Source organism: Pradoshia sp. Z6_59, from assembly GCF_058267515.1.
This window is the reverse complement of the sequence record NZ_JBZCPP010000028.1, coordinates 1-21173: the sequence shown is the minus strand read 5'-3', so window position 1 is coordinate 21173 and position 21173 is coordinate 1. Positions and strand designations below refer to the sequence as shown.

Here is a 21173-nt window from a genome sequence, read left to right as displayed (position 1 = left end):
CTCTTGCGGACTATTGTTTTGTGATTGGTGCAAATTTGGCAAGGAGTCGTTTGATGCCCATAGATGGGAATGCAATATCCAGCTCCAAACCGTCCCCGCTTCCTTTTACGCTGACAACTGTACCAACGCCCCATTTACCATGGGCCGCTTTATCGCCAACCTGCCAGTCAAGTTTTTCTCCGCCGGACTCATTCATCATTGATCTCCCGACAGTTTTTGGTCTTGCTGCACCATTGACTCCTGAATTGCTAATACCGGTACCATTTATACCCGTTCTAGTTCTTGTACCTGAACCTGACTGCATAAAGGAAGGTCTTGACTGCCTTTGCTCTTCAGGCGGATTTAACGGTTCAATTAAATCCTGTGGAATTTCTTTAATAAAGCGAGAAACAGGATTCAGATTGGTACGTCCATATAATGTACGCATCTGTGCATTTGTAATAAACAATTCACGTTCAGCCCGTGTAATCCCAACATAAGCAAGACGTCGTTCCTCTTCCATTTCCGCTTCTTCCATTAAGGCACGGCTATGCGGGAAGACACCTTCTTCAAGTCCAATCAGGAATACAGCAGGGAATTCCAGCCCTTTTGCCGAGTGAAGTGTCATTAATACAACGCCATCTGTCACAGCTTCGTCCTCATCCATACGGTCAATGTCCGCAACGAGAGCGAGGTCTGTTAGGAAGGCAACCAAGCTCTTATCATCACTGCCCTTTTCAAAGTTTTTCGTAACAGATAAAAACTCATCAATATTCTCCAGGCGTGTTTCTGCTTCAATTGTCTTCTCAATTTCCAACGATTTTCGATACCCTGATTTTTCAATAACCTCTTCTATTAATTCTGTAACAGACAGGAATTCCTGCATCTGCGTATAGTTTTTAATTAGGTCCCTGAATTCAGCAGCCCCATTATAAGCTTTACCGCTAAGTCCAATAAATTCAAGCTCCATCATAGCCTGATACATAGATATATCGTGATCAGCGGCATAATTAGCAATTTTGTCAACCGAGCTTGCTCCAACTCCACGCTTTGGAACATTGATGACTCTGCGCAAGCTGATATCATCGTCTGGATTGGCGATGAGACGCAGATAAGCAAGAATATCTTTGATCTCCTTACGATCATAGAACTTAATACCGCCAACAATCGTGTATGGAATATTGGATTTCAGCAGAACTTCCTCCATTACCCTTGACTGAGCATTCGTACGGTACAAAATGGCAATATCAGATAGCTTTTTCCCTTGCTGTTCTGTCAGCTCTTTAATCTTTCCTGCAACGAACTGTGCTTCACCTTGTTCGCTGTCCGCACGGTAATATGCCAACTTATTCCCTTCCAGGTTTTCTGTCCATAAATTCTTTTCCTTGCGATTCAGGTTGTTGTTAATGACTCCATTGGCAGCCGCTAAAATTCGTTTTGAGGAGCGGTAATTCTGCTCAAGTAAAATAACATTGGCATCAGGGTAATCCTTTTCAAAGGATAGAATGTTGGCAATATCAGCACCACGCCAGCGATAGATGGACTGATCGGAATCACCAACTACACATAGGTTTTTAAAACGCTGTGCCAATTTCTTTACAAGCATATATTGTGCACGGTTCGTATCCTGATACTCATCCACGTGAATATATTGGAACTTTCTTTGATAGAATTCTAGTACTTCCGGAACCTTATCAAAAAGTTCAAATGTCTTCATGATCAAATCATCAAAGTCCAATGCCTGATTTTTACGGAGTCTCTTCTGATACTCTGTATATAGATCAGCTACCGTTTGCTCATAATAATTGCCTGCACTGTTTGCAAATTCCTCATAGTTGATTAATTCATTTTTGGCAGAGGAAATGGATCCAAGAATCGTCTTAGGATCGAATTTCTTCGTATCAATATTCTTTTCTTTCATGATTTGCTTTATAACCGTTTGCTGATCACCCGGATCCAGAATCGAGAAATTTCGATTCATACCAATTCGGTCAATATCACGGCGCAGGATTCGCACGCACATTGAGTGGAAAGTAGAAATCCAAATATCTTCGGCAGCGCCGCCAAGGATTCCCTGAATCCTTTCCTTCATCTCTCTTGCCGCCTTATTGGTAAACGTAATGGCAAGAATATTCCATGGTGCTACTTCTTTTTCTACAATTAGAAAGGCGATGCGGTGGGTAAGTACCTTTGTCTTCCCACTGCCCGCTCCGGCCATAATTAGCAAAGGTCCATCCGTAGCTTGTACAGCCTCTTTTTGTTTATTATTTAATCCCGTTAACAGTCGATCTGTTAAGAACTGCATTATGACACCACCCTAACGAACATTTGTTCTTATTATACTCTATCCAATGGCTTTAACGACAATTTTATTTATTCTTTTTGGCAGAATCTACTGTCAAGAGAGCCGTTTTTAAATCCTCATAGACGAGGTTTCCGACTACGATTACATCCGACAGGCTAGACATTTCCTCTGCTTTTTCGATGCTTGTAATTCCTCCGCCGTAAAATAGCGTTGTATTCATCAATGTATTTTTAACGGTTTTGACAAGTGCTGGATCCCCATACTTTCCGCTATATTCCAAATAAAAGATAGGCAAATGTAATACTTTTTCTGCCACAAGGGCATAGGCTACCGCATCTTCTTCCGTCAAATCGGTATTGGCATCCGTCAAGTCTGCTGCCTTACAATCAGCATTCATGATGCAATACCCTTCCACATACATTTCGTCCCAATTAATCATGTGGCCAAATTCTTTAATTGCTTCTTTATGCAAACCAAGAATCCAATCCGGATTCCTGCTATTTAAAACAGATGGTATAAAATACAAATCAAATCCCGGGGTTATGGATTCTATATTTGATACCTCAAGCACACAAGGCAATGTATAACGCCTAACGCGGGCCATTAAGTCCAGAACATTTTCTAATGTAACACCATCTGTTCCTCCGACAATAATAGCATCCGTACCCGATTCACAAACCTTTTCGAGTGCTTCATCTGAAATTTCTTTATTAGGATCGAGTTTAAACACATGTTTCCACTCGCGAAAATCGTACATGCAAAACAGCCCCCATTCTAATTTCCATTTAACCATTATAGCATTCCTTTTAGAGTTCCCAAAGAGTTAGAAAATTCATATGCACAACTGTTATCTAACCGGTTATAAATATGTGCTTTACCCTGATGCGCTCCTACTTAATTGAAAATTAGAAGATACGTTCCCAGCCTGAGTACATATAAAAAAGCAAGCAACCGATGTGCATATTCCACGCGGTCTGCTTGCTTTTATTTATTTCAGGCATTATCTTCTTTTAATCTTCCCAGTGCCATTGAGTACGCATCATTCCCGTAATTCAGACAACGTTTAACCCTTGAAATAGTTGCAGTGCTTGCTCCGGTTTCAGTTTCAATCATATGATACGTTTTTCCTTCTTCAAGCATTCGGGCAACCTCGAGGCGTTGGGCAAGAGATTGTATTTCATTCACCGTACATAAATCATCAAAGAAACGATAACATTCATCGAGATCTTTCAAGGATAATATCGCGTTGAATAATTGATCCAACTCTTTCCCTTTTAGTTTGTTAATTTGCATATATCCAGGTTCCTCCTAATCATTTGAGAGTGTGACACTATTATTTAAGCCCGGTTGATCCGGAATAATATTAATCCATGTTTTCCCCTGCACCAGTTTTACTTCCGTTTCACCGGATACAGGTACAATTCGACCATCTTTACTTTCCCATTGAATCTCCAAGCGTTTACCTTTTTGCAGTAAGTATGCATCTCCGCCCGCAGTTAAATCAATACTTCTGCGGCCTTTATCATCAATTACCTTATGAATAGCTTCAACAATAAGGATATTATCCAGTAGAACGGGATCTTTCGTATCTTGATCCTCCGTGCGTACTCCCGCTGTATGGCGTGTATACTTTTCACTGGCCGAATCATACTTATAGGTCACATCATAATCTGCAGATCCATAAGATAGAGTAGCAACTTTAAACTCCTCACCGGAAATTAATCCTGTTTCATCGTCGGAAAAAAAGCTATAAGCCGGGGTGTTCTCTTCCATTGAATATCCTTCTTTTTGTGCACCCTCTAAGATATTTTCATAGGTGATATAGGAGTTATGTGGCGCTTTTCGATCAGTAGATCGTTTGAAGAGTGTCCCATCATAGTTAAGTCCATTCAAATGGTCTATATAATCAGATTGAATCAGTTTTTTCGCATCAGGACTCCAGCCATGAAAAATATACAGGCTTTCATATCCTTTGGCAAGCTCTATATAATAATCTCTCGCGCTTCTAATTGGTCCAATGTTTTCGGGAAATTCGCTTTGGTAAATAGCCAAAAACCTAGTTATTTTACTTTCAGCTAAAACCTCATATACGACATCTGCTTTAGATAGCCCAGACTGAGGCCTTGCTTTGGGATGATTATTGACCATAACCGATACAGCCCTGTGGTTGACCTCTTCGTCCGTTCCCACACCCGTTAACGGATACGTATTCACCGGCTTGGCAGCTACCTCTTCTTTATCAGTTTGAGGTTTATCAATAATGGTTTCTTCCTTATTCCCTGAACATCCTGCCAGAAGGACAAAAACTAAAGCCACCATGAACCCAGCTTTCCTCAACATGCCCTACACCCCTTAAAAGTGAAATTGCCCCACTTGACTATCTTTTATTTTTCTCTATTCTTTATTATTTTAACGCATTATAGTCGGAAAGAGTACAGATTTATTCATAACGTCATATAATCCTGCCTGGGTTACCCTTATATAAGGTAAATGAGTAGATGAAAAGAACAGTAATGAATAAATCGGATCCTCGAATGGGTATCCCTTTTCAGTCAATATTTCTCGCAATCTAGCTTCTTCTTCTATTAAAATCGGGAGTTCTTGATTAGACATCATTCCTTGCAGCGCCAAAGGCATTTCGAACAATATTTCACCTTTTTCTGCAATTACAATTCCCCCACCGATTTCTTTCATTCGGTTAAATGCCAGTCTCATGTCTTTCTTACTTTTTCCAATCAACAATATATCCCCAGAGTTGGAAAAGGATGAAGCAAATCCATACAAACGGTTGGCAAACCCTTTTAATATCGTATTGATTCTGAATTTACCATCTCTCGTTAGGTACGTAAAAAAGCTCTCATCATGGTCTTCATCCAAAACCTCTCTTGAAATATCAATATGAATCGAATATGGCTTAGTGATGACACTATTCTCCATATTGATGCCAAATGGCATTGAGTATTGGAAGTCGTAATCTGTAAGCTCCCAATCAAGATCCAGAGGGCTAAGGCCAAAGTCTTTCCAGGCAATCGATGTTCGATTCGTTTCAACCTGTCTTCCATCCCTTTTCACCCAATGCCCTTTTGATAAAACAGAGTGAGGAGTTGGCTGATCCTTGGCAGACAGGAAGTTAATATTGGCTACTCGTCCTGTCGCAATATTTCCGTGTAAATAATCAATATTATAATAGCGGGCTATATTTAAGGAAGCCATATTATATGCATCAATAATAGGTACACCTTTTTCAATCGCAAGCGAGATTAATTGATCCGTAAACCCATCTTTATAAAATCCAGGTGTTGAACCGTCTGTATTGAAAAATAATCGATCATAGGAATTCAAATCGTACTCTTTTAAATCATCCAAAATACGAGGTAAATCCGGACGAATGGATGAATGTCTCAAGGACACATCATATCCCTGCATCAGTCTGCGAATGACTTCTTCTCCGGTCATAGCCTCATGATCACAATCCGCACCAAGCAGCATTAATTTAGAAAGTGTTTTTTCAGAAGCGCCTGGGAAATGTCCTTCAATTTTCTTTCTCATTCTTTTTGCTTCCTGAATCCAGTGAAGCATCATGTCGTCTCCGTCAAGAAGACGCGGCCATCCTGTTAGCTCTCCAGCCTGCAGGACTCCATCGTGCTCAAGCCAGCTCTTTACATTAGAATGCGAGAATACCATCTCTTCATTTCTCAGCTCAGTTTGAGAATCCAGTCTTGCCCACCAATACATGCTGATGGGAAGATGACGTAATTCCTTCAATAGTGCAAACGCTTGTCTATTGTCCAAAAGAGTAAACAAAAGCATGTTATCATTGATTAAGGTGGTTGTTCCATATTGAGCAGCGTGCATGCCAAGAGTAGCCGGATTATATAATTGAAATGGATGAGCATGCGGCTCAATATAACCAGGTACCAGGTATTGATCCGTACAATCTACAATCTCACACCCATCCTGCATAACAGGCATGTTTTCCCCAACATATACAATTCGATCTTCATAGATCCATATATTCGCCTTCATCCACTTTTTAAACACCTGATTCAAATACACGGCATTCGTTAAAACAAGAGTTGGCGCTACTTTACCATCTATCACATGAACATGCTCGCGCAGTTGTTTATTTTTCCATCTATATCGTTGTCCAAGCATAAAAATACCCCCTTCGCAAAACATCATTTCTTATATTTAAAAAAACGGAAGCATCGCCCTTCCATTTTTAAAATTTAAAATGTAAGCCTTTTCAATATACTACCATATTTTCATTATTTAGAGCATTAAAGAATGAAATTAATTTGTAATTCTTTACATTTCAGCATTATTAAATAACTGTATGTATATGACTAATACGTATGATTACATTAAAAAGTTCCCTTTAATAACGGTAAAAGATTAGTGATTCCCCAAATAAACCATTCCCTTGCCCCTTTAAACTAAACCTGTAAAGCCGTATTATTTAATTTATAGCTCTAAAAAACATGTGGATAGGAACTATCCTATACTTCTTCAGAAAACAGCATTTCTCTTTAAAAAATGATATCTTTTTATTAATTTTTGTCGTAAAAGAACAAGTTAATGATTTTTCTAGTCTAATATTCAAGAATATTATTGTCTTTTAAAGATATATGAGTGAATTTGTTAAACTATTGAGCGGTTTTAAAAATAAATGGGCGAAAACAAAGATTATTGAGCGATTCAGAGGATTTATGAGCGGATTTTGGAGAATAGAGCGAATTATACTGTGATTGAGCGATATTAATAGATTTTGAGCGAAATCCCTTCTAGTTAGTTGAAGTTTGATTAAATGAATTTGAAATTTATCCTATTACTAAACAGAAAGAGTTTGGACCACTTTTCACCAACGTTGAACATGCCCCTCTGCATACCTTTTTGGCATATGAAAAAGGCCGACCTCTTTAGGTCGACCAGTAGCTAATTTAATGCTTCTTTCTCTTTTTCCCTTGCTTTACTAACTAGCTAATAAATAGCCTCTAACCGTTATATTTTTCAATGGCACGCTCTCCAATATCATGGCGATAATAGAGACCATTACATTGAATTCCCTCTAGCTCCCGATAAGCCTTTTTTTGGGCAATCTTCAATGTTTTACCGAGTGCAGTTACTAGGAGGACTCTTCCTCCATTTGTCAAAAACTCACCCAGTTCATTTCTATTTGTCCCTGCGTGATAAATATGTGTATCGACATCAACATACTTTAAACCTTTTATAATACTGCCCTTTCCATACTCACCCGGATAACCATTAGCTGCCATGACGACTCCAAGAGCGCTTTCTTCAGACCATTCCAAATCCATATCGACAGAATTCAGAACGTTTTCAACCACATCCATTAAATCTGACTTTAACCTTGGCAGGATGACCTGTGTTTCCGGGTCACCAAATCGGGCATTAAACTCAATCACCTTTGGACCCTCAGCAGCAGCAATTAACCCGGCATATAGGATACCAGTGAATGATTTACTCTCTTCCACCATTGCCTTTGCTGTCGGTATCAGGATTTTCGTTAACGCCTGGCTAACCATGTCTTGACTGATATGCGGAACAGGAGAGTAAGCTCCCATTCCACCTGTATTCGGACCTTTATCACCATCAAAAGCACGTTTATGATCCTGAGCAATTTCCATTGGATAGACCTTTTCTCCATTTACAAAGGCCATAAAGGAGAACTCCTCACCGCTCAAAAATTCCTCAATCACGATTTTTTCAGAAGACTCTCCAAACCTCTGATTGATCAGCATTTCTTTTAAAGCATTGAGCGCATCCCCTTCGGTCATCGCGACGACTACACCCTTGCCTGCTGCAAGACCATCCGCCTTAATAACAATCGGTGCACCCTTTTTCTTTACATATTGGACTGCCTCTTCGTAATCCGTAAATGTTTCATATTCCGCTGTAGGTATATCATATTTTTTCAGCAAATCCTTCGTAAAAGACTTACTTCCTTCAATTATGGCGGCAGCTTTGGTAGGTCCAAATACGGTTAGTTCATGAGCCAGAAATTCATCTACTATTCCGTTCACTAACGGAGTCTCCGGACCTATAAATGTTAGTTCTATTTCATTTTCTTTCGCGAAATCAATTAATCTAGTATGATCTCTCTCCTGGATATCCACAATCTCAGCAACATCTGCCATCCCGGGATTGCCTGGTGCTACAAATACTTTTGTAACACGTTTGCTCTCAGCAAATTTTTTGGCCAAAGCGTGTTCACGACCTCCGCGCCCTATAACAAGTACTTTCATTATTTCATGTCTCTCCCTCTTAATGTTTGAAATGCCGTACTCCGGTTGTAACCATGGCAATACCATACTCATCTGCTTTTTTTATAGAGTCCTCATCTCGCTTTGACCCGCCAGGCTGAATGATAGCGGTAATTCCAGATTTGGCCGCGGCTTCTACTGTGTCATCCATTGGAAAGAATGCATCTGATGCGATAATGGCACCTCTCGCTTTTTCACCAGCCTGCTCTAAGGCAATCTTCGCAGCACCGATACGATTCATTTGACCAGCACCTACTCCCAGTGTCATTTGCTCATCTGTTACGACGATTGCATTTGATTTAACATGCTTTACGAGTTTCCATCCAAATTGAAGAGCTTTCCATTCAGCTTCAGTAGGTTCTCTTTTTGTAACAACCTGAAGCTCTGCATCCTGTATAGTTGCCTCATCTGACTCTTGGACAAGCAAGCCACCTGCAATGGAAGATAGTTTTTTCTCCTTTTTCTCTCTTCCCTCAAATCGAATGGTAAGTAAGCGAATATTTTTCTTAGATGTTAAGACCTCTAATGCCTCGTCAGTAAATGATGGGGCAATCACAATTTCCAAGAAAATTTCATGAAGCAGTTTCGCCGTTTCAGCATCTACTGTCCGGTTTAACGCAACAATACCGCCAAAGATAGATGTAGGATCCGCTTCATATGCCTTTTGGAATGCTTCATAAATAGTTTCTCCAGTTCCTGCACCGCAAGGATTCATATGCTTCACAGCAACAGCAGCCGGCTGTTCAAATTCCTTCACGATTTGCAGGGCAGCATCTGCATCATTGATATTGTTATAGGATAACTCCTTACCATGCAGCTGCCTGGCTGCTGCAATTGAAAAAGTAGAGCCAAGTGGTTTTGCATAAAACGCAGCTTTTTGATGAGGGTTTTCACCGTAGCGAAGTGGTTGCTTTAACGTGTATGTAACAGTATAGTTTTCAGGCTGATCCTCTTCTGCCAAATTTGTCATGTATTCAGCAATCAGGGCATCATAAGCCGCTGTATGGCGAAAAACCTTTGCCGCCAGCTTTCTTCTATCCAATAAGGAAATTTCTCCATTACGGAAACCATCAAGTACTTTTCCATAGTCAGCAGGATCCACCACAACTGCTACAGACTCATGGTTTTTAGCAGAGGCCCTCAGCATTGCAGGACCGCCAATATCAATATTCTCGATTGCCTCTTCAACTGTCACTCCTGGTTTAGCAATCGTTTCTTGGAATGGATAAAGGTTTACACAAACCAGCTGAATAGGAGCAATCCCTTGTTCTTCAAGCTGAGCCATATGGGATTCATCGTTTTGTTTTCCAAGGAGCCCCCCATGAATATAGGGATGTAAAGTTTTTACGCGTCCATCCATTATTTCCGGAAAACCTGTCACGTCACTGACGCTGATAACTGGAATACCATGATCCGACAATGTTTTTTTGGTTCCCCCTGTGGAAATAATCTCAAAACCCAGCTCTGCAACTCCTTTGGCGAATTCTACAATCCCCTCTTTGTTTGATACACTAATCAATGCCCGCTTTTTCATACTTTCTCCTCCTGTTCGTTGCTTACCTGCTCTATAATGCGTGGATATAGGTTATGCTCTACCTGCTGAATTTTCCTGTGGATCTCCTCCACGCTCTCCCCTTTATGTATCGAGACGGCTCTCTGTGCAATAATCGGCCCCGTATCCATGCCTTCATCTACATAATGAACCGTAACCCCTGTCACTTCGACGCCTGCCTCTATCGCCTGCAAAACGGCATTTTTTCCTGGGAAGGCTGGCAATAAAGAAGGATGAATATTAATAATGTGATTAGGGTAGGCCCTTAACAGTACTGAGCCAATTAATCGCATATAGCCTGCCAAAACAATCATCGCGACTTCTTTCGCCTGCAGCTCCTGTAAAATTTGCTGTTCATAATCCTCTTTCAAAGGAAAATCCTTTGGAGAAAAGGAGAATACCGGAATATTTAACTTTTCCGCCCTATCTATACAGTAAGCACCTGGATGATCACAAATCAGCAATTCTATCGAGGCATGCAATTTTCCTTTTTCCACCGCTTCTGCTATCGCTTGAAAGTTACTGCCATTACCTGATGCAAATATAGCAATTTTTTTCATAGCTTCTCCCTTAGTCTTATATGATTTCAACTTAATAAGCTACTAAATTGTCTTTGCCTTTTTTGTCAATCAACGAAAATTATGCCTTCTTTTTGAATCACCCGACCGATTCTTTTTGCGTCTTCCCCCAATTGATTCAGGGTACCAATTAGCTCACTCGCTTTTTCAGCCTGTACAGCTAGAACCATGCCAATCCCCATATTAAAAATCGAATACATGTCATCCTCTTCAAGTGATCCTTTATCCTTTATAAAGTTGAAAATCGGATTAATTTCCCATGTTCCTTTTTTAATTTCCGCCCCAAATCCATCCGGAAGCATGCGCGGTATATTTTCGATAAATCCTCCTCCGGTAATGTGGGCGATTCCATGAACTGAGCCGGACTTCAAAACTTCAAGGATGGGTTTTACATAAATCTTAGTCGGACGCAGTAATTCTTCTCCAAGCATACAATCCAACTCTTCGATAAATTGATCGAGTTCCATTGATGATTCATCAAGTAATACCTTTCTCACTAGCGAAAACCCATTACTGTGAATCCCGCTTGAAGGCAGCCCAATTAATACATCGCCCTCTCGTACAAGGCTTCCATCAATCAGCTTCCTTTTTTCTGCCGCACCAACCGTAAAACCAGCCAGATCATATTCATCTACAGAATACATTCCTGGCATTTCGGCCGTTTCACCGCCAATTAAGGCACAGCCTGCCTGCTCACATCCATCCGCTATTCCTTTTACGATTGCCTCGATTTTTATTGGATCTGCTTTTCCACAAGCAATATAGTCAAGAAAATATAATGGTTCTGCACCTTGGGCAATAATATCATTTACACACATGGCAACGCAGTCAACACCAATTGTATCGTGCTTATCCATCATCATAGCGAGCAACAATTTAGTCCCGACTCCATCCGTTCCCGAAACGAGTACAGGCTCCTCAATGGATAATGCCGACAAATCAAACATACCCCCGAACCCGCCCAAAGCACCTAGTACCTCTGGTCTTTGTGTACGGCTTACATGTTTTTTCATACGTGAGACGGATTCATAGCCTGCTTCAATATCCACTCCTGCACGTTTATATGCGTTCGACAAAGTGACCATCCTTTCATACTTCCTGTCAATAATCTATTGCCGTTACTTTATTTTTTCATATGCCTGATCATCGGTAGCATAAATTTCAGTCGGATAGTTCCCCGTAAAGCATGCCATGCATTGACCTCGATACTCACCACCAAAAGGCCTGCCGATTGCCTTAACCGTCCCCTCCACGCTCAAAAAAGTTAGAGAATCTGCTCCAATCATCTCCCTGATTGCCTCAACGGAGTTAAAGCCGGCAATCAGCTCTTCTTTGGACGATGTATCAATTCCATAAAAACAGGGATTTTTGATTGGAGGAGAGCTAATGCACACATGTACCTCTTTTGCGCCGGCTTCTTTAAGCATCGTCACAATCCTCCTGCTGGTCGTTCCCCTTACAATCGAATCATCCACCATAATGACCCTTTTGCCCTCGACCACACCGCGCACTGGGGCAAGCTTCATTTTCACCCCTTGCTCACGTAGAGATTGGGATGGCTGTATAAAGGTCCGTCCCACATATCGATTTTTAATTAACCCCATTTCATATGGAATCCCGCTTACTTCTGCATACCCGATGGCTGCCGATATGCTTGAATCCGGCACACCTGTGACAACATCTGCCTCAATTTCCGCTTCAATAGCCAGTTGTTTCCCGAGGTTCTTTCTAGCCGTATGAACGTTGATACCATCTATATTGCTATCGGGTCTTGAAAAATAAATATACTCCATACTGCACATCGCTCTGCCCTGTGATTCAGCAAAATACTCTGATTGGATGCCGTCATCATTAATCGTCACCAGCTCTCCGGGCCGAACATCCCGTATATAATCGGCTCCTATTAAATCAAAGGCACATGTCTCAGATGCAGCTACATATCCATCACCAATTCGCCCGATGGAGACGGGACGCAATCCATGTGGATCCACAGCTATCATCATTTCTGTTTCTGTCATGACCAGAAATGCATAGGCCCCCTGAACGTACGATAAAGCTTGCTTTACTCGCTCATTAAAACAAGCTGAACTAGAGCGCCTAATTAAGTGGGCCAGGACCTCCGTATCCGAGGTTGTATGAAAAATGCTCCCATCTATTTCGAGCTGATTTTTCAATTGGACTGCGTTTACCAAATTTCCATTATGGGCGAGAGCAAAACTACCAACAGTCTGAGAATTAAACAAAAATGGCTGAACATTGGCCACTCCGCCTCCTCCTGCTGTCGCATAGCGAACATGACCAATTGAGCTCCGTCCCTTCAAATCCTCAATGATTTTTTGATTGAAAACGTCATTAACGAGTCCTTCCGCTTTATGCGATTTCAATACATGGCCATCTGTTACGACCATTCCCGCTCCTTCCTGTCCACGGTGCTGCAGACTGTGTAAACCATAATAGGTTAGTTGAGATGCTTCAGTATGTCCCCAGATCCCAAACAATCCACATTCTTCATTTAGTCCACGGATTTCAGCAAGCATGGTATGGCTCCCTTCCAGGCTTTCAGTAGTTGTTTTGCTTCAATATCAATAACTGCCTCTTCCTGGCCGGCATGAATAACGTATTTTCCTGTATCGGTTACCGTACCTATTTGAACCGCTTCCGGAATAATTTCTTTGAGTGGTCCGACTTGTGCAGGCGATACAGTCACAAGGAAGCGGGATTGTGATTCTGCAAACAACCGGGTGGCCAAATCTCCCTCTAAAGTCACTTCAAAACCAAGGTTTTCTGCGCCAAACAATCCTTCTGCAAGTGCTATGGATAATCCTCCTTCTGCCAGGTCATGAGCTGACTTTATTACACCCGCCTGAATCGCTTTTAACAGCTTTTCCTGCCGGTCTTTTTCAACCTGAAGATTTAGATGGGGTGCTTTACCAAAAATCCGTCCATCATTCATGAACTTTTGCAGCTCACTACCGCCGAATTCAGCATATGTTTCTCCTATTAGGTAGATTAGATCTCCCTTGTCTTTGAAGGATTGAGTGGTAATATGCTTGAGATTATGAACGAGCCCAACCATGCCAACGACCGGTGTCGGGTAGACGGCTTCTCCATTTGTTTCGTTATACAAGGAAACATTTCCACCAATCACCGGTGTCCCTAGTACACGACATGCAGCACTTAATCCATCTGCCGCTTTTTCGAGCTGCCAGAAAATTTCAGGCTTCTCCGGATTCCCGAAATTCAAGCAGTCTGTAATCGCCAGCGGTTCACCACCCGAACAAATGATATTACGCGCTGCTTCAGCCACCGCAATTTGACCCCCTGTTTCCGGGTCTAAATAGAGATAGCGCGAATTGCAATCCGTTGTCATAGCCAACGCTTTTTCCGTTCCGCGAATACGAATGACAGCTGCATCAGAACCAGGCGCTACGACCGTATTCGTGCGTACCATATAATCATACTGATCATAAACCCATTCCTTACTCGCTATGGTTGGCTGTGCCAATAACGAAAGCAGAGTTTCTGTATAGTTGTTGATGACAGGTACTTCATCTTCCATCGCTTGAAACTCTTGAAAATAATTAGGCTCTTTTGACGGTTTATAGTAAACTGGCGCCTCCTCAGCTAGTGCATCTGCCGGTACATTTGCCACCACTTCGCCTCGATGTGTTAAGCGAATCATTTTATCTTCCGTTACAGTGCCCACAGCGACCGCTTCAAGACCATACTTTCCAAACAGCTCTTCGATTTCTTGCTCCCGTCCTTTTCTGACTACAATCAGCATTCTCTCCTGTGACTCAGATAACATCATTTCATAAGATGTCATTCCTGTTTCTCGCTGAGGAATCTTATCTAAATTCATTTCAATTCCGGATCCTGCTTTGGAGGCCATTTCAGCAGAGGAACTGATTAATCCAGCTGCGCCCATATCCTGTATTCCTACAAGTGCATCCGATTTTACAAGCTCCAGGCATGCTTCAAGTAAAAGCTTTTCCATGAATGGGTCCCCTACTTGTACGGCTGGCCGTTTAGAATCAGAATCATCTGTTAATTCCTCCGAGGCGAAGGTTGCTCCATGAATGCCATCACGACCTGTTTTTGCTCCAACATACATAACCGTATTTCCAACTCCATGCGCCTGACCCTTCTTAATATCCTCATGATTGATTAAGCCGACACACATCGCATTTACAAGAGGATTCCCCTCATAGGAAGCATCAAACTGAATTTCCCCACCAACAGTCGGTATTCCGATGCAGTTTCCATATCCGGCAATCCCAGCTACAATTTCCTCAAATAAGTACTTCATCCGTGGAGTTGTTAATTCTCCAAAACGCAAGGAGTTCAGTAAAGCAATCGGTCTAGCACCCATTGAAAAGACATCGCGAATGATTCCGCCCACGCCCGTGGCTGCACCTTGATATGGTTCAATTGCGGAGGGATGGTTATGGCTTTCAATTTTAAAAACAACCGCTTGCCCATCACCAATATCCACAATACCCGCACCTTCTCCGGGCCCCTGAAGTACTCGTTCACCTGTTGTAGGGAACTTCTTTAACACAGGCTTTGAGTTTTTATAGCTGCAATGCTCAGACCACATAACTGAAAACAAGCCTGTTTCTGTATAGTTTGGCAAGCGCCCAAGAATCTTTTCTATCTTGGCAAACTCATCATCCGTCAATCCCATTGTGGCATAAATTCGTTCTTCTTTAATCATGTTCGGACTTGGCTCAAGCATTAACGACATTTGTTTCCCTCCAGTAGTGAACAATCGATTTGAATAACTTGATTCCATCAGCACTGCCAATTAAGGAGGAAACAGCCCTTTCCGGATGGGGCATCATCCCAAGAACATTGCCTTGCTTATTCATAATTCCCGCGATATCCTGATGACTGCCATTCGGATTTCCCTCATACGTAAACAGAATTCGATTTTGTGTCTTTAACTGTTCCAGTGTCTCTTCATCACAATAGTAATTTCCCTCGCCATGAGCAATCGGGATAGTGATTTGTTCATTTTTAGTATAGGAACTCGTAAAAGGAGTTTTGTTGTTCACTACACGCAGCTTTTGCAGTCTGCAAATAAACTTCAAATCAGCATTACGCCGCATAGCTCCCGGCAGCAATCCCGCCTCCAGTAATACCTGGAAACCATTACACACACCGAGGATCGGAATACCATCCAATGCCGCTCTTTTCACAGCCTCCATAATGGGTGAAAATTGAGCAATTGCTCCGCACCTTAAATAGTCACCATATGAAAACCCTCCAGGCAGCAGGACAGCATCAAAGCCTTCGAGACTCGTTTCCGTGTGCCAAACATATTCCGCTTCTTCTCCAATCTCATCACGAATGGCATGGTACATATCAATATCACAATTGGATCCCGGAAAGACGATTACGGCGAATTTCACTGTCCGATAACCTCCTCTATGCTATATCGATAATCTTCAATGACCGTATTCACTAACAATTTTTCGCACATATTGCGGACCGCCTCATCAACATCAGCAGTAGATTCAGAGAGTTCTAACTCCAAATACTTGCCAATTCGCACATCCCGAACCTCAGGAAAGTTCAGGGCATTCAATGACTTTTGTACAGCAGCTCCCTGAGGATCCAATACACTTTCACGAAGAGTGACATAAACCTTTACTTTATACATGTTGAACGTCCTCCAGCTTAGCAAGAATTTTTTTATAGGCATCTGTTAAACTGCCGAGATCCCGGCGGAATACATCCTTATCCAACTTTTCATTTGTATGCGAATCCCAAAGACGGCAAGTATCCGGTGAAATTTCATCCGCAAGCAGGACATGACCCTCCTCATCTTTACCAAACTCGAGCTTGAAATCTATTAATCTGATGTCCATAGAAGCAAATAAGCTTTGCAAAGTTTCATTGATTTGTAAGGACCGTTTTTTCAATATTTCGACTTCTCTGGCTGTAGCAAGGCCCAGAACGTCAATATGATCTTCTGTTAATAGTGGATCTCCAAGCGCATCGTCTTTATAATAAAATTCTACAATCGGCCTTAGAAGAGGCTTTCCTTCCTCTACGCCCAATCTTTTAGAAAAACTACCGGCAGCCACATTGCGGACGACTACTTCTAAAGGAATAATGGTAACTCGTTTAACGAGCTGTTCTGTTTCTGATATTTTTTTAATAAAATGAGATTCAATACCCTTACGGTGAAGCCATTCGAATAGCAAGCTCGTGATTTCGTTATTCAGATGTCCTTTCCCCTCAATCATTGCTTTCTTTTCCCCATTAAATGCGGTTGCGGAGTCCTTGTATCGGATTAGGACGATTTTCGGATTATCAGTTGCATAAATTTGCTTTGCCTTACCTTCGTAAAGAAATTCATTCTGAGCCAATTGGATATCCTCCTATATGGTAATAATCCTGATAAGCCAAACACGGGAATGATTTAATATGGAAAGGGGCACTCCTCACCTTTTAAGCATAAGTAGCGCCCCTTGTTGAAATTACAGCCCCATACGTTCAAAAATAAAATCTACATTTTTCAAATGATAACGGTAATCGAAACAATCATCCAGTTCTTCAGCAGATAGATAAGCCGTTATTGTCTCATCCGCATCCAGCAACTCACGGAACTGAACCTGTGTTTCCCATGCTTCCATCGCCTTAGGCTGGACCGTATCATACGCTTTTTCACGAGACAATCCTTTATCAATTAAAGCAAGCAATACACGCTGTGAATAAATCAGACCATAAGTGCGGTCCATATTACGCTTCATATTATCAGGGAACACCGTTAAGTTTTTCACGATATTACCGAAGCGGTTTAACATATAGTTCAATAAAATGGTCGCATCTGGAAGGATAATTCTTTCAGCAGAAGAATGTGAAATGTCCCGTTCATGCCAAAGTGAAACATTTTCATAGGCCGTCATCATGTGGCCGCGAATCACACGGGCCAACCCAGTCATATTCTCCGAACCGATTGGATTGCGTTTATGCGGCATAGCGGAAGAACCCTTCTGCCCCTTCGCAAAAAATTCCTCTACTTCTCGTGTCTCACTCTTTTGCAAACCACGAATTTCAGTTGCAAATTTTTCAATAGAAGTCGCAATCAATGCTAATGTGGACATGTATTGCGCATGTCGATCGCGCTGTAGGGTTTGGGTAGAGATTGGAGAAGGTTTGATCCCAAGATTTTCACACACAAACTTTTCTACAAATGGATCAATGTTCGCATATGTTCCAACAGCACCGGAGATTTTACCATACTCTACTGTATCTGCAGCTTCTTTTAGTCTTTTTAGATTCCGCTTCATTTCTTCGTACCATAATGCCATTTTCAAACCAAATGTCGTCGGTTCAGCATGGACGCCATGAGTACGTCCCATCATAACCGTATATTTATGCTCCTTCGCTTTGTCAGCCAAAATTGTAATAAACCGCTCCACATCAGCGATTAAAATATCATTGGCCTGCTTGAGCAAATAAGATAAAGCCGTATCGACTACATCTGTAGAAGTCAGACCATAATGCACCCATTTCCGTTCTTCTCCCAGCGTTTCTGAAACGGCACGTGTAAAGGCAACCACATCATGTCTGGTTTCTTCTTCAATTTCTTTGATACGATTCACATCAAAGGATGCACGCTCTCTCATCACTTTTACATCTTCTTTAGGGATTGCACCAAGCTCCGCCCAGGCTTCACATGCTAAAATTTCGACTTCGAGCCATGCCTGAAAACGATTCTCCTCAGTCCAAATCTTTCCCATTTCCGGTCTTGTATAACGTTCAATCATTAGTTCATATCCACCTTTTCTTTTTTGTCTCCTATTTGTTCATTCCATACACTTGTTTGATTGAGCTCCTCCAATATTTCCATCGGATGCTCTCCTAAGACTGTAATATGCCCCATTTTTCTATCTTTCTTCGCTTCACGCTTCCCATAAATATGTACTTTCCAATCAGGCTCATTCCCTAAAGCCTGTATAACCTCTTCCAAATGCTGTCCCAAAATATTGACCATTACCGCACTGGAATGTAATTCAGTATGACCAAGCGGCCAATTACACACCGCTCTTATATGTTGCTCAAATTGAGAGGTTTCACAAGCCTCAATCGAAAAATGTCCAGAATTATGAGGTCTCGGCGCCAATTCATTCACCAGAATATCATCGTGGTCGAGTAGGAACATTTCAACGGCTAATGTACCAACTAACTGTACTGATTCTGCCAATTGTACAGCTACTCCAATCGCATGGATTTGAGCGTTTGCATTGATTCTCGCCGGGACAATCGATTGATGCAAAATATTATTGATATGAATATTCTCTGCAACAGGAAACACCCGTATAGAACCATCCAATTTTCGAGTTACTATAACTGAAATTTCTTTTTGAAACGGTATGAAACTCTCCAAAACACAAACTCCATGGCTCAGCAATTCAGAGCCTTTGGCTAAATCTTCTTTATTCCGTATAACAAGCTGTCCTTTTCCGTCATAACCGCCTCGCGCTGTTTTCAACACGGAAGGATAACCAAGTTTAGAAATAGCCTGGCAAAGATCCTCAAAACTTGCAATGACCTCGTACGGGGCAACTTTGACACCTGATTTCTCAATCGCCTGTTTTTCAAGAACCCGATCCTGCGTAATTCTCAATATATCCGTACCCTGCGGGATATATGGATTACCCTTTAGTTGATCTAATGCATCAGCATCAATATTTTCAAATTCATATGTGAGTACATCACTTATCTGTGCCAAGTGCTGCAGAGCCTCAACATCATTAAATGGGGCGGAGATTTCCACATCCGCAATTTGGCCGCATGGACTGTTGGGTGTAGGATCAAGTACAGCTATCTTAAAACCTAAATTTCTGGCTGCCAATGCCAGCATTCGCCCCAACTGACCGCCACCTATTATCCCAATCGTCTGGCCAGGTAAAATAACTGGTGCCTGCTTACTCAAGTTCATCACAACTTTCAATTGATTGTCTTTGAATTTTTAATCTATATTGTTCAAGTTCTTCAGCCAATTCTTGCTCGAAGGTCCCTAATATCTGTACTGCTAAAAGACCTGCATTTTTTGCACCGGCTTTGCCAATCGCCATCGTTGCTACAGGAACACCACCCGGCATTTGAACAATAGACAGCAAAGAATCCAAACCGTTTAGAGCGTGGGATTGCACAGGCACACCAATTACAGGCAAAGTGGTTTTGGCTGCTACCATCCCAGGTAAATGGGCTGCTCCGCCTGCACCGGCTATAATCACTTTGATTCCACGGCTGCGCGCGCTTTGGGCATATTCAAACATTACATCAGGCGTTCTATGAGCTGAAATTACTTTTTTCTCATAAGCCACCTCAAAATCATCCAGAATAGTACATGCATGCTTCATCGTTTCCCAGTCTGATATGCTTCCCATGATTACTCCAACCTTAGGGTTATTCATCATTTTCGCCTCCAAATAAAAAGCTGCATGAACACACTTTCAAAAAAGAGAAAGCAGTCCACACAGCTTATATGCTATGCCAAACCGAGCACTTAGGACAAGTACTATGCCCTCACATATAAGGTGAGGTCCGCTTTCTCTCATAGTCCAAAAATTTATTCGGTCTTTGGGTAGAAACTTGCAGGCCATATCCCCGCTATTATATGAGAGAAGTATTAATTTTAATGTTTATTGTTCGTACCTATCTTATCAATAGGGCTAATTGTATGTCAACTAAAAACCGAACACTTATGTTATTTAATGCAATATCGTTCGGTTTTCAATTAATTAATTTGCCTTCAAAAATAATCTGGCGTGCAACCGGAATATATTCTATCTGGTCGCCCTTCTTCACTTCCTTAAAAATTGGTTTCTCCATACGTCTTATGGGAAAGTATCCTTCCATTTTCATACGCTCCAGGCATTCATCAATGCTTTCATTCTCCTGCAATTCAAATCTTTGTTTCTTTGGCTTAGCCAATCGACCCTCGTCCTTTCTGTTACTTACTCTACTAGTAGTGTATCCCATTTAGTACTCTTTTCGGAAGTTTTGTTACAGAATTTTATGTGACTGGTGTAAGCGTGGACTGGCAAAAGCTTTCTTCTTTATGGAAAGGAATTCAGTTTAAAATCTGCGTTGTCTCACACCTGTCCTCTAGCAAAAACACGTTAATGTATGTGCGGTAAGACGTAGATAAATGATGACATAAAACCTGTTCCTCCGGTCCATCTATATAGAGTAGTTAATCGGAGCCAATATGCTTAATGTGGATTGTCCTGGATTCAATGTTGAAAAGCAAGGCTTTCTCTCAGATTTTATTCACCTTTGTCTCATTTTTCAACTAATGTCTTCTTTCCAGCGTACCAATCATGCTAATAACTCGACCTTGTTCCCTAAAAAAACGCACAAAAAAACCAGCTCATAAACTGAACTGGTTTCTGTATTGCCCGGCAACGTCCTACTCTCACAGGGACTCGCGTCCCAACTACCATCGGCGCTGA

The 21173-nt window shown here is 41.6% G+C and carries 18 protein-coding genes and 1 riboswitch; all 18 genes read right to left on the bottom strand.

Going from position 1 to position 21173, the window contains the following annotated elements:
* Positions 1-10: 10 nt before the first annotated feature.
* Complete coding sequence (gene pcrA, locus AC4D4B_RS18595; RefSeq protein WP_490997239.1) at positions 11-2284, bottom strand: DNA helicase PcrA; 2274 nt, start codon at positions 2282-2284, stop codon at positions 11-13.
* A gap of 64 nt (positions 2285-2348) precedes the next feature.
* The gene (pcrB, locus tag AC4D4B_RS18590) at positions 2349-3041 is read right to left on the bottom strand and encodes a heptaprenylglyceryl phosphate synthase (protein WP_490997240.1); all 693 of its coding nucleotides are present in this window, start codon (positions 3039-3041) and stop codon (positions 2349-2351) included.
* Positions 3042-3277: 236 nt separating this feature from the next.
* Entirely contained in the window at positions 3278-3577 is a 300-nt protein-coding gene (locus AC4D4B_RS18585) for a YerC/YecD family TrpR-related protein (RefSeq protein ID WP_066108496.1), read from the bottom strand.
* A gap of 15 nt (positions 3578-3592) precedes the next feature.
* The gene (locus AC4D4B_RS18580; RefSeq protein WP_490997241.1) at positions 3593-4624 is read right to left on the bottom strand and encodes a DUF3048 domain-containing protein; all 1032 of its coding nucleotides are present in this window, start codon (positions 4622-4624) and stop codon (positions 3593-3595) included.
* Between the two features lie 69 nt (positions 4625-4693).
* A complete protein-coding gene (locus tag AC4D4B_RS18575) occupies positions 4694-6439 on the bottom strand; it encodes an adenine deaminase C-terminal domain-containing protein (protein ID WP_490997242.1) in 1746 nt (581 codons plus the stop codon).
* A gap of 839 nt (positions 6440-7278) precedes the next feature.
* A complete protein-coding gene (gene purD / locus AC4D4B_RS18570; protein WP_491000755.1) occupies positions 7279-8550 on the bottom strand; it encodes a phosphoribosylamine--glycine ligase in 1272 nt (423 codons plus the stop codon).
* A gap of 19 nt (positions 8551-8569) precedes the next feature.
* Entirely contained in the window at positions 8570-10102 is a 1533-nt protein-coding gene (gene purH / locus AC4D4B_RS18565) for a bifunctional phosphoribosylaminoimidazolecarboxamide formyltransferase/IMP cyclohydrolase (RefSeq protein ID WP_491000754.1), read from the bottom strand.
* The gene (purN, locus tag AC4D4B_RS18560; protein WP_490997244.1) at positions 10099-10680 is read right to left on the bottom strand and encodes a phosphoribosylglycinamide formyltransferase; all 582 of its coding nucleotides are present in this window, start codon (positions 10678-10680) and stop codon (positions 10099-10101) included. Before purN ends, purH begins: the two co-directional genes overlap by 4 nt.
* A gap of 65 nt (positions 10681-10745) precedes the next feature.
* Positions 10746-11774, bottom strand: coding sequence for a phosphoribosylformylglycinamidine cyclo-ligase (purM, locus tag AC4D4B_RS18555; RefSeq protein ID WP_491000761.1), 1029 nt, complete (start codon positions 11772-11774; stop codon positions 10746-10748).
* Positions 11775-11816: 42 nt separating this feature from the next.
* On the bottom strand, positions 11817-13235 hold the full coding sequence (purF, locus tag AC4D4B_RS18550) for an amidophosphoribosyltransferase (RefSeq protein ID WP_491000753.1): 1419 nt from the start codon (positions 13233-13235) through the stop codon (positions 11817-11819).
* Positions 13211-15445: a phosphoribosylformylglycinamidine synthase subunit PurL gene (purL, locus tag AC4D4B_RS18545; RefSeq protein WP_491000760.1), complete on the bottom strand. Its 2235-nt coding sequence runs from the start codon at positions 15443-15445 to the stop codon at positions 13211-13213. The genes purF and purL overlap by 25 nt, the downstream gene beginning before the upstream one ends.
* Complete coding sequence (gene purQ / locus AC4D4B_RS18540) at positions 15429-16112, bottom strand: phosphoribosylformylglycinamidine synthase subunit PurQ (protein ID WP_491000752.1); 684 nt, start codon at positions 16110-16112, stop codon at positions 15429-15431. The genes purL and purQ overlap by 17 nt, the downstream gene beginning before the upstream one ends.
* Positions 16109-16363, bottom strand: a complete 255-nt coding sequence (gene purS, locus AC4D4B_RS18535; RefSeq protein ID WP_490997248.1) for a phosphoribosylformylglycinamidine synthase subunit PurS — start codon at positions 16361-16363, stop codon at positions 16109-16111. The genes purQ and purS overlap by 4 nt, the downstream gene beginning before the upstream one ends.
* On the bottom strand, positions 16356-17081 hold the full coding sequence (purC, locus tag AC4D4B_RS18530) for a phosphoribosylaminoimidazolesuccinocarboxamide synthase (RefSeq protein ID WP_490997255.1): 726 nt from the start codon (positions 17079-17081) through the stop codon (positions 16356-16358). Before purC ends, purS begins: the two co-directional genes overlap by 8 nt.
* A 105-nt stretch (positions 17082-17186) precedes the next feature.
* Positions 17187-18479: an adenylosuccinate lyase gene (gene purB / locus AC4D4B_RS18525; RefSeq protein ID WP_491000751.1), complete on the bottom strand. Its 1293-nt coding sequence runs from the start codon at positions 18477-18479 to the stop codon at positions 17187-17189.
* A complete protein-coding gene (gene purK, locus AC4D4B_RS18520; protein WP_491000750.1) occupies positions 18479-19654 on the bottom strand; it encodes a 5-(carboxyamino)imidazole ribonucleotide synthase in 1176 nt (391 codons plus the stop codon). The genes purB and purK overlap by 1 nt, the downstream gene beginning before the upstream one ends.
* Positions 19641-20132 (bottom strand): 5-(carboxyamino)imidazole ribonucleotide mutase, encoded by a 492-nt coding sequence (gene purE, locus AC4D4B_RS18515; RefSeq protein WP_490997251.1) that lies wholly within the window; start codon positions 20130-20132, stop codon positions 19641-19643. Before purE ends, purK begins: the two co-directional genes overlap by 14 nt.
* 123 nt (positions 20133-20255) lie before the next feature.
* Positions 20256-20359: riboswitch (purine riboswitch) on the bottom strand.
* Between the two features lie 92 nt (positions 20360-20451).
* Positions 20452-20652 carry an NETI motif-containing protein gene (locus AC4D4B_RS18510; protein WP_491000749.1) on the bottom strand — a complete coding sequence of 67 codons (201 nt, stop codon included), beginning with the start codon at positions 20650-20652 and terminating at the stop codon, positions 20452-20454.
* Positions 20653-21173 lie beyond the last annotated feature (521 nt).

Coding starts and splice junctions, on each gene's coding strand:
- pcrA (WP_490997239.1), bottom strand. CDS start 2,284: ATGCAGTTCTTAACAGATCGACTGTTAACGGGATTAAATAATAAACAA.
- pcrB (WP_490997240.1), bottom strand. CDS start 3,041: ATGTACGATTTTCGCGAGTGGAAACATGTGTTTAAACTCGATCCTAAT.
- AC4D4B_RS18585 (WP_066108496.1), bottom strand. CDS start 3,577: ATGCAAATTAACAAACTAAAAGGGAAAGAGTTGGATCAATTATTCAAC.
- AC4D4B_RS18580 (WP_490997241.1), bottom strand. CDS start 4,624: ATGTTGAGGAAAGCTGGGTTCATGGTGGCTTTAGTTTTTGTCCTTCTG.
- AC4D4B_RS18575 (WP_490997242.1), bottom strand. CDS start 6,439: ATGCTTGGACAACGATATAGATGGAAAAATAAACAACTGCGCGAGCAT.
- purD (WP_491000755.1), bottom strand. CDS start 8,550: ATGAAAGTACTTGTTATAGGGCGCGGAGGTCGTGAACACGCTTTGGCC.
- purH (WP_491000754.1), bottom strand. CDS start 10,102: ATGAAAAAGCGGGCATTGATTAGTGTATCAAACAAAGAGGGGATTGTA.
- purN (WP_490997244.1), bottom strand. CDS start 10,680: ATGAAAAAAATTGCTATATTTGCATCAGGTAATGGCAGTAACTTTCAA.
- purF (WP_491000753.1), bottom strand. CDS start 13,235: ATGCTTGCTGAAATCCGTGGACTAAATGAAGAATGTGGATTGTTTGGG.
- purL (WP_491000760.1), bottom strand. CDS start 15,445: ATGTCGTTAATGCTTGAGCCAAGTCCGAACATGATTAAAGAAGAACGA.
- purS (WP_490997248.1), bottom strand. CDS start 16,363: ATGTATAAAGTAAAGGTTTATGTCACTCTTCGTGAAAGTGTATTGGAT.
- purB (WP_491000751.1), bottom strand. CDS start 18,479: ATGATTGAACGTTATACAAGACCGGAAATGGGAAAGATTTGGACTGAG.
- purK (WP_491000750.1), bottom strand. CDS start 19,654: ATGAACTTGAGTAAGCAGGCACCAGTTATTTTACCTGGCCAGACGATT.
- purE (WP_490997251.1), bottom strand. CDS start 20,132: ATGAATAACCCTAAGGTTGGAGTAATCATGGGAAGCATATCAGACTGG.